The 11813-nt window shown below is 69.4% G+C and carries 8 protein-coding genes; 4 read left to right on the top strand and 4 right to left on the bottom strand.

Annotated elements, in window-relative coordinates:
* The first annotated feature begins 21 nt into the window (after positions 1 to 21).
* Positions 22 to 2652: a tetratricopeptide repeat protein gene (locus tag WN71_RS20745; RefSeq protein ID WP_046582040.1), complete on the top strand. Its 2631-nt coding sequence runs from the start codon at positions 22 to 24 to the stop codon at positions 2650 to 2652.
* Here WN71_RS20745 and WN71_RS20740 read toward each other — a convergent pair.
* From WN71_RS20740 to WN71_RS20730, 3 genes are all read right to left on the bottom strand, one after another.
* Complete coding sequence (locus tag WN71_RS20740; protein ID WP_143074861.1) at positions 2631 to 3614, bottom strand: glycosyltransferase; 984 nt, start codon at positions 3612 to 3614, stop codon at positions 2631 to 2633. The two genes, WN71_RS20745 and WN71_RS20740, sit on opposite strands and share 22 nt — an antisense overlap.
* A 213-nt stretch (positions 3615 to 3827) precedes the next feature.
* Positions 3828 to 4841 carry a glycoside hydrolase family protein gene (locus WN71_RS41535; RefSeq protein WP_143074860.1) on the bottom strand — a complete coding sequence of 338 codons (1014 nt, stop codon included), beginning with the start codon at positions 4839 to 4841 and terminating at the stop codon, positions 3828 to 3830.
* Positions 4842 to 5132: 291 nt separating this feature from the next.
* Positions 5133 to 7106: an NACHT domain-containing protein gene (locus WN71_RS20730; RefSeq protein WP_143074859.1), complete on the bottom strand. Its 1974-nt coding sequence runs from the start codon at positions 7104 to 7106 to the stop codon at positions 5133 to 5135.
* A gap of 520 nt (positions 7107 to 7626) precedes the next feature.
* On the opposite strand from WN71_RS20730, the gene WN71_RS20725 reads away from it, so the two are divergent.
* Both WN71_RS20725 and WN71_RS20720 read left to right on the top strand, forming a co-directional pair.
* Positions 7627 to 8172 carry a hypothetical protein gene (locus WN71_RS20725; RefSeq protein ID WP_143074858.1) on the top strand — a complete coding sequence of 182 codons (546 nt, stop codon included), beginning with the start codon at positions 7627 to 7629 and terminating at the stop codon, positions 8170 to 8172.
* A 1117-nt stretch (positions 8173 to 9289) separates the two neighbouring features.
* Positions 9290 to 9958, top strand: coding sequence for a class I SAM-dependent methyltransferase (locus tag WN71_RS20720; protein ID WP_046582032.1), 669 nt, complete (start codon positions 9290 to 9292; stop codon positions 9956 to 9958).
* Between the two features lie 155 nt (positions 9959 to 10113).
* On the opposite strand, the gene WN71_RS41530 is transcribed toward WN71_RS20720, so the two are convergent.
* Positions 10114 to 10401: a hypothetical protein gene (locus WN71_RS41530; RefSeq protein WP_143074857.1), complete on the bottom strand. Its 288-nt coding sequence runs from the start codon at positions 10399 to 10401 to the stop codon at positions 10114 to 10116.
* Here WN71_RS41530 and WN71_RS20715 point away from each other — a divergent pair.
* The gene (locus tag WN71_RS20715) at positions 10400 to 11809 is read left to right on the top strand and encodes a hypothetical protein (protein ID WP_143074856.1); all 1410 of its coding nucleotides are present in this window, start codon (positions 10400 to 10402) and stop codon (positions 11807 to 11809) included. The genes WN71_RS41530 and WN71_RS20715 overlap by 2 nt on opposite strands.
* Positions 11810 to 11813: the final 4 nt, after the last annotated feature.

The following is an 11813-nucleotide window of genomic DNA, read 5'->3' as shown; positions in this document are numbered from 1 at the left end:
GGGCTGGGGGCTGGGGGCTGCGTGTCGATCGACGACTTCTTTCTGGGCCGGGGCGACGACCGCGTGATCCGACGCACCTTGTTCACCGACCGGGTGGTGGAGAGGCACGCCATACTGCAGCGCGTACGGGAGACCGTCGAACGCCCGATGCGGACGCAGTACGACTTCCAACGCCCCGCCGTCAACGCCACCGTGGTGAGTGGCCAGGGTGGTATCGGCAAGAGTGCCCTGCTGCGAAAGGTGGCCGAGGAGTTCGTCGCCGACGTCCAGCCCGACGTCAAGAAGGCCGTGGCCTACGTCGACTTCGGTGATTACATGCGGCACGATTTCGAAGTCGTCCTCGTGCAGGTGCGGGCGTCCCTGGCCGGCCTGTCCGATCAGTGGACCGCGTTCGACATGGCCTTCGCGCACTACTGGTCGCGCAAACATCCCGGTGTTCCGCTGGTCCGGTTCATCTCCCGGGCGAACTTCCTCGGCGAGGACCAGCGTGCCGTGCTGAGCGATCAGGTCGCTGCCACCATCGACGGTGTGCTGGGCGGTACGGGGCTGGTGTCCTCGACGTACAAGCTGGCAGGGTTGCTGCGCAGCCGCATACAGCAGTCACGGACCTTCAAGAAACTCCGCGAGAACTGTCCTCCGTTCCGGGTCATTGTCGACGAGCCCGATCCGGACAAGGTCATCGGCTATCTGCCTGCCCTGCTGAGCTACGACCTGGACCGCGTCGCCGAGCGCCGCAGGGTCCAGGTGCTCTGCCTGCTCGACACTCTGGAGAGCGTGCAACGGGCAGGGGTGGACCGCGGTTCGTTGGAGGACCTCGTCTGCCGGCTGGTCTATCTCACGCCGGGCATCGCCTACGTCCTCGCCAGCCGTGCCGCCGTCACCTGGTACGACGACCGCAGCGCGGTGCGGCTCGCCTACGGTGGTGCCGACCGGTGGCCGGATCTGCAGCCGGGGCGGGCCGGGCAGCTCCGCATCGGTGGGCTCGACGCCCGGTCCGCCGACGAACTGCTCAGCAACTCACTCGAGGTCGAGGGACGCCCTGCCATGCCCCCTGCGGTCAGGGAACGCGTCATCCACGGATCCAACGGCCTGCCGCTGCACCTGGAACTCTCGATCACCTGGTACCGCACGCTGTTGGCGCAGGGGGCGTCCCCGCCGGCCGAGCAGGTCGCCGAGACGTTTCCGGAACTCGTCCTGCGCGTCGTCCGCGACCTGTCCTCCGAGGAGCGTGACCTCCTGCGGAGCGCCGCGCTGCTGAAGGCGTTCAGCGCGGAACTGCTGGCCGAGGTGCTGCCCGGCACACGGGCCGTTCATGTGCAGGCCTTCCTGCAGCGTTCCTTCGTGATCCGCACTCCCCATTCCTGGCTTCCCTACTCGCTGCACGAAAATCTCAGACAGGCCGTCATCCGGCACGACGAGTTGACGGACGACTCGTGGACCGGAGAGGAGCGCAGCGCGCATGCCGAGCGAGCTGCGGACTGGCTGATCCGGCAGGCGCTGCCGGATCCCCACGCCCCCCGGGAGCCGAATCAGGAGCAGGTGCGGCGGATGGTGGCGGCGGTGCTGCTGGCCGGGAACGCCGCGCTGGAACACCGGCACGCGCCGGGTCGCCTCGGTGAACTCGCCTTCGCGGTGGCGGAGTTCGGCTACACGCGGGCTTTCGAATCGATGCCGGCCCCTCCCGCGTCGGTGTCTCGTACGCCGCTGGGTCGCCTGCTGTCGGCGTCGCGGGTGCTGGCCGCCACTGCGTACGACGAGCCGGCCCGCTATGCCGGGCTGCGGGAGTGCACCACGTTCGGCGATGACCCCTACGACCGTTACGTGGCGGCGCAGTTCGCCCGGGCGGCGGAGGTGTCCGGCGACTATCCCGGAGCCGAGCGCGCCTATCGGAGCCTTGTCGACGCTGATTCCCCGCTCGCCTATTACGGCGCGCTCGGCCTCGCGGGCAATGCCCTGCGCAACGGTCGGCTGGCGACGGCACTGGCTCTCGCGCCGCACGAGGCCGACGACGGGCACCAGTCGACCGCCCGATGCGACCTGTTGGGACACATTCACCTGCAGGGCGGCGACCATCCGGCGGCCGCCGAATGGTTCACCCGCGCGCTCGACGAGGCGCGAAGGCTCGGCGCACCTGTGTGGGTGGCGCGCGGCATGCGGCATCAGGCCATCGCGTACGCGTGGTACGACGCCGACCGGGCTCTGGCGTTGCTGCCGGAAGCCCGTGAGATGAACGAGAGCCTGGACGAGCGCATCGGGGTCGCGCAGTGCGACCTGGCCGCGGCGGTCGCCTGGGCCTGGAAGGGGGACTGGCTCCGCGCGGGCACCTCCCTACGGGCCTGCTGGAGCCACGGCATCAACCCGGTCGCCATCGGCCACACAGGAATGATCGAGATCCTTTTCGCCCAGGCCCGTGGGGACCGGCAGAAGGTGACGGACGCCGCGGACGCCATCATTGCGGCGCAACCCGATGCTTCCGAACGCCGACACGTCTGGCTGGCGGTTTCCGCGCTGTGGGCGGAACGGGGCGATCTCGGGGATTTCGAGGCCGTCGAATGGTACGACTCCGCGGCGGCGGCGCGAGCGCGATGGACGGGGATATCGGACCGGATGGCGACCGTCTGGCGTCGGTCTCACGCGGATGACGTGAGGTGACCCAGCATCCGTTTCCCCAACGCCTCCTGCGCGTACGTGGCCAGCAGCCCTCTCGCGACTTCCTGACGATTCGCCGCGGTTGTCGAGGTCGTTCCCGGCGTCGCGGCCCATTCGGACGTCTCGACGGTGCGGCGCATGGCTTGACGGAGCGCGTCGACCGACACCTCCCACCACCGGTGTCCGGTGAAGTACGGCCACTCCCGCGCGGCCTGCTGCTGGACCGGTGCCAGGGTGCCATCGACCAGGACGCTGTTGTCGTCGTTCATGAACTCCAGATTGCCGCCCCAGCGAGGTCCGATGGTCGGCAGGCCGCTGAGCATCGCCTCGATGAACGGGCGCCCCCATCCTTCTCCTCTGGAGGGCAGCACGAACGCATCCGCCCGTCCGTAGAGTGCTGCCAGGTCCGCATGGGACATGTCGTCGGTGCGCAGCGAGATGTTGGCGGGCACCGCTTCGCCCCTGTCTGCGAAGAGCCGGGCCAGTTCACGGTGCGGGCCGTCGGGGTCCGCCGGGTCGAACGGCCGAGCCTTGATCACCAGACGGACGTCGTGATCATTCCGGAACTCCGCGGCGAACGCGCGGACCAGGACGTCCCAGCCCTTCCGCAAGTGCCAGCGCATGACGCTGAGGAATGCGAAGGGCCCGGATCCAGGCGTCCTGGGCCGGTCCAGGTTGGCCAGGAGCCGGGGCGACCAGACGGGAAGCGGGCACGGTACGGTCACCAGCTTCTCCCTCGGGATGCCGGCGTTGGCGTAGGTCTCCACGTTGAAGCCGGTGGGCACCCAGATCTGGTCGTAGTCCTCGGCGGCCACGACCCATTCCCGAGGTACGGCGTCCGTCTCGAACATACTGCGCCAGATGCGGGGCCCACGGCCCGGTAGCGGACGGGCGGTCCAGTATCGGTGATAGACGTGGACCGACTCCGGGCGGTGCGACGCCTCGACGTCCTCGATGCCCGTCATCAGCGGGATGCGATCGAAGGTCCGCGGATGCGGGATGCTCGTGGCGTGCACGTCGGCCCCGGCCCCGCGGAGAGCGGCCACCAGGCCGCGGCCTTCTTCGGCGAACCCCTCGGTGTCGTCGAGCGGCCCGTACCAGCGGACACCACGGCGGTGCGGGGGAGTTCGCCGATGCGCGCGCGGGCCGCGTCCCTGTTCCACGGGGTTCAAGGAGGATCAGTCCCCCGCTCGCATCGTGTCGCTGAACAGGCGGAGCCACAGGGCGTGCTCCGCCGTCCTGTCGAGTGTGACGGCCCTTGGTTGTTCCTCAGGAGCCGAGTAGAGGGTGGGGATCCACCAGGCGCCCGAGCTGAGTTGAGTCCGCAGCAGGTGCTCGGCCGCCTGCTCGGCCACCGCCCGGTGCTCGGGGCGCCGGGTGAGGCGGTAGAGCTTCGCCATGCCCCAACCGATCTTGCCGGTGTAGTGGTGGCGGAGGATCGCGTCGGTCCGGGCCATGCACTGCTCGGCGTACGCGAGCGCGCCGCTCAGGGACTCGGGCGCGCCGTCCCGCTCGTGAGCGGCAGCCAGGAACGTCATGCCCAGGCCGAGCGCGTAGTAGAGGGGATCCCTTTGGTGCTCGGCGAAGCCGACAGTGAACAGTCTCGCTTCCGCGTCGTCGAACGAGGTGACCAGGTGTCCCTTGCTGTCGCGCACGAGAAAGAAGTTGCGAGGAAGATCCGGCTGATCAGCCATGAGCCGTCGGGTGAAGTCCAACGCCCCGGCGACGGCCTCGTCGTCCCCCACACTGAGACCGACGAGCCCCGCCAGGGCAGTCGACCGCAGATCGTAGAACTCTTCCCCGTCGGCGCCGATTCGGGACCTCACACCGCCCGTTGCCGGATCCTGGAAGCCGCGGCACAGGTGGTAGATGTTTGCTGCCTCTCGCGGCAACCCGGCGCTCTGTGCGCCCCAGGCCAACCAGAGATCTTCGTACAGATCACATCGGCGACGTGCGGCGGCAGCGTCCTGTGGATCGCGGGTGTGCCAGTCGGGTCCCGTGAATCGCCTGGTGATCCAGGCGAACGAGGTGCGCGCCTCACCGAGAAATCCGGCAGCGGCCAGCGTCATCGGCGTCTTGTAATGGGGAAGCAACCCTTGGATTGCGTAGCTGCCTTCAGGGGTGCGATGGCTCAGTAACCACTGTATGCCCGCATCTGACGCCTTCGCGGCGCGATCGACGTACGAATCCACGGCGATGAGCAGCCCTTCGTGAACAGAGGATGTGCAGCATTCGATGCTTCAGGGATCTGCTGTGCCACTCGGCGGAAGGTCCGGAAGCGCCGACGAGTGAGGCACCTCATCCACGCCGACGTATTCAAACACGCCCTCAACCGTTGGCGCTACGCCGCCGTCCACACCGCTGACCTGCTCAAGAACGATGAAAGCGGGTGCGGGCTCCGGGCGGCGGAAGGGCGCGGGCGAAGCCGGTGAAGGCCACGATGTGGCCGGCTTTGCGTCCTCGGACGACGGACTGTCGCCTCGTCAGCGGACTGGGCCGGCCGGCATCCTGTGCGGTGCGGGCCGGGGGTGCGCGGTGATCCACGCCTGGAGCTCGCCGTGGCGGAACTGATAGGCCGGGCCGCTGTGGCGCATGAGGCCGGTGGTGCACGCCCAGTCGAGGAAGCGGCCCAGCCGGAAGGGAAGACGCCGGTTGCAGAGCAGGAACACCGCATAGCGCCGGGCGGTGGCGCCGAAGAGGAATCCCGCGCCGAGGGCCGCCGCGAGGGAGCATGTGATGCCGCTGAGGACCCCGTCGGTACCGCCGACGCCGACCCCGACCATCGTGCCCCAGCCGAGCGCGGCTGTGATCCCGAGGAGGCAGTTGTCGCGGATGACCGTGCGGCCTCTGACCGCCCGGGGCGTGTTCATGGTGAACGTGAGGGTCAGGGTGTACGTCACCGCGAAGGCAAGCGCGCAGATGTAACCCGGGACCAGCCCCATATGGTGAGCCGAGTGTCCGGCCGTTCCGCTGGTGGCGGCCAGGATCGGGCCGCCGATGAGGATGACCAGGATGACGGGCACAAGTTGCCTGCGCCCGAGCGTTGCCAGTTGGCCGAGGTCGATGCGGGTGGGGGAGGAGGGCCGACCGGTCACGGCTGCCAGCAGGCTGACGACGCCTCCGCCGATGACGAAGCCCATGTCTGACGAGGGTGCTCCGGCCGCCTGGGCGATGGCATAGAGAAGCACGAAGGGCAGCGTGCAGAGGGCTGCGTCGACGGCACGGAAGAAGGTACGTCCGCGGGAAGGCCGCAGCAGTTGCAGGACGAGATGGTTGCGGAAGGGCTGAGTGCCGTCGTCGCGGGTGAGATGGGTGGCGAGATGGTGGAGCCAGAGGTGGATCTGCTCCGGGCTGTACCTGTGCGGGCCTGCGGACTGCGTGGCGGCGGGGATGTAGCGGCTCAGGAGGAACGCGTCGAGGTCGGATTCGGTCGCGCTGTGGAGCAGTTCGGCAGGGGTGCCGTGACGGTGGTAGACCGTGGCGGCCAGGCACAGCCGCCATGGCGTGGACAGGAGGCGGGAATGGTGACTGCCTGGTTGTGTCCGCAGATGGTGAAGGAGGGGTTCCCACCGCTGCGGGTCCCGGGCCCGGGCCCCCAGATAGGCGGCGGCCGTAGGCGCATCGACAGGGGCGATGGAGATCCTGGCGGCGTCGATGAGGGTGTCTGTCCGGCGCAGCGCGTCGTAGTGGGCGGTACGGCAGGTCAGGACGAAGGGGTGCAGACGAAGCCCGTCTCGGTCCGGGAAGGAGTTGAGCTGCTCGAGCGCGGCGCGCATCCGTAGCGCGGCGGGGCCGGGAGTGCCGTCGGGGCGCGTGGCGTCCATCTCGTCCAGGCCGTCGAGAACCGGCAGCACCATGCCGTGTTCCACGAGGTTCGCGGCCGAATCGCCGGGCCACTTGTAGGCGTCGATGAGACGCCGGATGAGCATGCTGCGCAGCGGCACGCTGGTGTTCCAGTCGATGATCGGGATACGGATGGGGACCGGATCCGTCTCCTCTCGGCCGGCGATCAGGGCGAGGAGCAGTTCAAGGGCGAGCGTCGTCTTCCCGGAGCCTGCCGGGCCGGTGATGATCAGCCGAGAGGGCGTGGTCGTACGGTAGTAGGCCGTGATGTCCGGGAGCGGCATTTCCTCGCCGGCGTGGGCCTGGCCGGCGGGCGGGGCTGCCGCGCTGCGGATGGGCGCTGGTTGCAGGAGAAAGCGGAGGTTGACGGGCTGGACGTCGTTGCCGAGAAGCTGTCTGCGGATCAGACCTTCTTCCTCGGCCACGATGCGGGCGAGCGTTCGCGCATGAACGACGGCCTGTTCCGCGTCATCAGCCTCTACCGGCTTCGGCGATCGAACGAGCCAGACCACCACGGTCGCGAGGATGCCGAGTACGGCCAAGGCGCGGTCGAAGGAGAGCACGCCACGGACGAGGGCCCACAGGGTCCCCGCGAAGCCGGCCGCTACCCCCATGGCGACCGACACCCGCACGCGTGTCCGTCTGTTCCGGTACCGTCCCCCGACGCGCATCACATGTCTCATCATGCTGTACCGCCGCATGCAGGGACCGTGCCTTCGCGCATATCCAAGACCTGGCGGTCGGTTGCGGCCGTCCGACAGGCACCGGGCCACGCGGCCCCGTCCGTTGCCGGACCCCAACGGAACAGCCCACGGTTCGTGGCCGGTGATGGACGGATCACCCCCCTGTCGGTTGAAAGGACCCGGTCCCGACCGCCTCACCGCGGCGCGGGGGTCGGCGACGGCGCCTGCTGCCTGAGCGCCTCCGCGTCCGGCGGCGCTGATCAGGGAACCGGATCACCCCCAGGACTGCGCGCCGCCGCATGGGCCGCGTTTCTCCTTTGGGCGCGCTCCTCGTGCGCGCGCGTCCGCACCGCCGGACACTCGATGCGGGCTCCATGCCTCCCCACCGCCGTCCAGGCACTGAAGAGCGTCGACCTTCTTTTCTGACCCCGAGCAATGAGGAGATTGCGTCATGGGCTCGCAATGGAATCCGCTGACTCCTCTTGAGGCCGTGGCGGGCGGCCTGCTGGCCGGGGCGGTGGGAACGGTGTGCCTGGATGCCGTCCATTACCTGAAGTACCGTCGCGCGGGCGGGACGGACACCCCGCTCGCCTGGGAATTCGCGCCGGTCGAGAGCTGGGAGGAGGCCCCTGACCCGGGGCAGGTGGCGAAGCGGGTGATCGAGGGCTTCACCCAGCGCAGGCTTCCCGACAGCTCCGCCTGGCTTTCGAGCACCGTTGCCCACTGGGCATACGGATCCGTGGCCGGGGCGGGCTACGGCATCGTGGCCGGATCATTGCCCAGGGCCTCGCCCGTGTGCGGCGTGCCGTTCGGTGCCGCAGTGTTCGCCGGCGGCTACGTCGCCTTGCCGATCGCCGGACTCTACAAGCCGATCTGGCAGTACGACGCCAAGACCGTGGCCTGGGATTTCGGCGCGCACGTCGCCTACGGCACCGGCACCGCGATCGCCTTCTGGCTGCTCGGCAAACTGGGCATGCGTGCCACCCGGAGACCGTGAGCCGCCGGGTCTGCCACGGGCGGCATGGGTTCGGCTTCCTCCTGTTCGGATCGTGCTGCGAACGGAGCCGCCGCAGGTGCGGTCTCCGGCTCGCGCGGCCCGGCCAGGCGTTGCCGCAGGGCCGCGCGGCCCTGCGGCAACGCCTGGGCCCGGCCGGCTCGGGCCAGGTCCGCGCGGAGTCTGCCACCAGGAGCACGGTGGCGCACCCCGTCGTCTGCGCACTGCGCGGCCGCCGTCACCAGCGACTGCGCAGCCGAAACCTGCGCACTGCGCAGGACGGCCTGCTGCGCTGGTTGCGCACCGTCGCCGGTTCGGGCAGGTCGACGGCCGGCCGAGGCGGTGCGCAATCCGGGCCCGCGCACTGTGTACACGGTCGGTGGTGCTGCGCAGCCGCGCTGGCGCGAACAGCTGCGCACACCCGCTCGCTCCGTCTGCGGAGGCGGTTGTCGTGCGCGGTGGTGAAGATATGCGCGGGCGCGGTTTCGGCGCCGGCGTACGCACCGGAGGCAACCGGGGGCACCCGACCGGAAGGCTATCCATGGGGACCTGACCATGGACACGATCGCGACACGAAACCCCTGGTCACACTGACCATGGCCCGACCGGATGGCTGACCAAGGGACGGATACGGCGGGTGTCGGCGACAGGTGGGTACCGTGCGCCTGCCCTCGCGTCGTGCGAGGCGCGGCTGGACATCCGGTGTGCAGATGCGTCAGGCCGTTTGCTCCGGCACCGGCCATCGGCTGCGCCACTTCGGCCTGCGCCGACGCTGCGCAGTGCCCAGGTTCGCAGGGGTGGGCTGCGCACGAATGCGCTCGGTACGGGATGCGCTGCGCCGCGCAGCGTCATCGCCCGGCCGGGCCGCGCACTCGTTCTGAGTCGTGTGCGCAGCACGGGGCCGCGTCGGCCCGGGTGAATCGGTCCGCCGCCATCACGGCCGCCGGCTACAGGGTCGACCCGGACCTGTGGCCGGACATGGCGGCGTGCACACAGTGCCACGCCGGATGCACCGACAGCCCCAACAGCGGCCAGAAGCAGTGAAGTAGCCGCCGAGGGTGCAAGACTCCAGCCGCCCGGTGTCACAGCCGGGCGGCTGGCCCAATGAGCGGAGCAGCACGTGACAGAGACGGTCATGGCCTGGGACACCTACGCGGGGCAGCGGCCCGAGCGGAAGCGGGTGAACTCGCGCGGCGAGACGACCTGGTTCAACTGGACCCAGTACGAGGACCACGGCCCCGGCGTCGAACTCCTTCATCTCGCCCCCCGGGCCCGCGTCCTGGACCTGGGCTGCGGCAAGGGCGGCAACGCGGCTCACCTTGCCGCGGTCGGGATGCGGGCCGTGGGCGTGGATGTCTCGCCCAAACAGCTCGCCGCGGCACGCGCCCGGTGGGGTGAGCCTGCGGGCCTGGAGCTGCACCAGGCGGATGCCGTGGGCTTCCTGGCCGGTGACCGGGAGGGCTTCGACGCCGTCTACTCGGTGTACGGGGCCGTATGGTTCACCGATCCCGCCCGCCTGCTGCCCGCTGTCCGCAAGCAACTGCGGCCCGGCGGCCGGCTCGTGTTCTCCCAGCGGCCAGCGGTCGAGGGCTGCTACGGCTGCCAGGCGTCGTACATCCCGCGCGGTGTCGACGAGGACCCGCTCGTCGTGAAGCGGTGGGACTACGAGTCCGCTGCGTGGGAGCGGATGCTCGTCGAGCACGGCTTCGGCGACGCGCGCGCCCGGGTGCTGGCTGCGCCTGCCGGCCGGCGCAGGGTCGGGACGCTGATCGTCTCCGCGCGGGCCTGAGCCGCTTCGATCGCCCGCTCGTCCCGCACTCCAACTGCACAGGGCGGGCAGGTGGTCCGGGCTGGAGCACGGCAGGCGCCGTGGACAAGTCCCTGGACTCCAGCACCAGGTGAGGGTTCGAGGACCAGGGTGGTACTCAGCTGGTCGAAGGGGCGTTACCGCTGTGCCTCCTGCTCGTCGCGGGCGGCGAAACGCATGCGGCTGGTGAAGCCGATCGCCGCCCGGCCGTCGGGGTCGCTCCCCGTCGGCGTCAGACGTACGACCGTGTACCCGTTCGCGTCCGGTTCGGTGTGCACTGCGTAGTGCGGGGAGATCTCCTGGGCCCGCGCACCTCGCCTTCCCGCCCGCTGGAGGTGGCCGCGCGGCCTGCCCAGCAGCGGGTCGCGCTCGGCGCGTGCCTCGTATGATCGCGACGTGAACGACAGGCGGGAATTGGAAGGCATGGATCTCGTGCCCTGGGCGTGTTATGGCCAGGAAAGGATTCCCGAAGCCCTTCGGGCGTTGGTCTCCGGAGATGCCGAAAGCGCGGACGAGGCAGTCGGGGAACTCGGCACCCAACTCCTCGTCAGTGAAGACGGCTACCCGCCGACAGTTCATGCTGTTCCGTTCCTGGCGCGACTTGCTGTCGCGGGATTCTCAACCGCCGACCTGCTTCACCTCCTGGGGCTCATCGCAAGGCGTGGTGATCAGGCAGACACTTCACCGAGTCGGACACGGGACGCTGTTTCCGAGCAGCTTCCTGTGCTGCTCCCGCTGCTGAACGACGGGGAGCCCGTGGTGAGGCGACTGGCTGTCTGGGCTGTCGCTCACTGTCTTTGCAGCGCGACTATGCGAGAAATCTCCGACCGGTGGGCGCTGGAATCCGAACCCGCTGTGCGGGCCGACCTGTTGTTCGGTGCCGTCCTCGTCGATCCCATTGAGGCCCGTACCCTCGTTGCCGAAGGGTTCTTGCCGAGCCAGCCGGATCCCGTCCGGATCGCGAGCCTTGTCGCGTGGTTGGACGCCGGCCTCCCGTGGACCGCGGAGACATCGGCCGCAACAGTGTCCCTGCTCCCCGCGACGGCGCGAATCGGTCAAACGCCCTGGCTCTACGACCCGTTCCCTGAAATCGTCGAACGTCTCCTGAACCGCGCAGAGGCGAAAACGGCCATCGAGTTGGTGGAAGCCGCTCTGCGGGCCGACGACAACCCGAAGACCCGGATCGAGGGCACGTGGGGGGCGATGAGGGTGGGTGACACCCATCCTCGGCTTCGGACGAGACTGCTGCCGACCTTGCTCCCTGTCCTGGACGACGAGGGCAGCAATGTCATGGCTCTCCTGACCCGATGGGTGAGAGGCAATTCCGCTGTCCTGGATGTGCTGCTGGACCTTGCGTCGGGAGAGGATCCCACAGCCGCCGACCGCGCCCTGACCGTCATGATCAACATCGATGCTCCCCAGGCCCCCCAACTTCTGGCCCAGGATCTTCCACAGCGCCCCCGTGCTCTGGCGGCCACCAGCGTGTCGGAGGGAGGTGGGCGGCTCCGCTATGTCCGTCCCATCCCCTGCCAGGAGGCGCTTCTCAACGCAATCCGTGCTCGTCTCGGCGCGGTGGACGTGGGCGAGCAGGAAGCGAGTGATCTCCTGGGGCTTCTCGAGAGCTGGGGAACAGGGGCGCGCGCTGCAACGCCGGAACTCCTTTCGGCCCTGCCCCGGCATTCGACGCGGGTACCCGGCGTCCTGGCTCGTGTCGCCGGAGAACCAGGCCCCGAACGCGACGCGACTGTCCAGGCGCTGCGCGCTGCGGCCTTTCACCCGGAAGGAGGCCAGGCGGCGAGAGAGGCCCTCCGCACGCTCAACGAGGCGAACTGACGTG

The sequence above is a fragment of the Streptomyces mangrovisoli genome, from assembly GCF_000974985.2.
Taxonomy (GTDB): domain Bacteria; phylum Actinomycetota; class Actinomycetes; order Streptomycetales; family Streptomycetaceae; genus Streptomyces; species Streptomyces mangrovisoli.
The sequence above is the reverse complement of the archived record's forward strand: the minus strand, read 5'-3'. Positions and strand labels throughout refer to the sequence as shown.

What these genes read in the sequence shown, in the direction of transcription:
- WN71_RS20730 (WP_143074859.1), bottom strand. Translation starts at nt 7,106, where the DNA reads ATGGGGGTAGCGGCCGGCTTCGCGGGGACCCTGTGGGCCCTCGTCCGT.
- WN71_RS20740 (WP_143074861.1), bottom strand. Translation starts at nt 3,614, where the DNA reads ATGACGGGCATCGAGGACGTCGAGGCGTCGCACCGCCCGGAGTCGGTC.
- WN71_RS41530 (WP_143074857.1), bottom strand. Translation starts at nt 10,401, where the DNA reads ATGCCTTCCAATTCCCGCCTGTCGTTCACGTCGCGATCATACGAGGCA.
- WN71_RS20725 (WP_143074858.1), top strand. Translation starts at nt 7,627, where the DNA reads ATGGGCTCGCAATGGAATCCGCTGACTCCTCTTGAGGCCGTGGCGGGC.
- WN71_RS20715 (WP_143074856.1), top strand. Translation starts at nt 10,400, where the DNA reads ATGGATCTCGTGCCCTGGGCGTGTTATGGCCAGGAAAGGATTCCCGAA.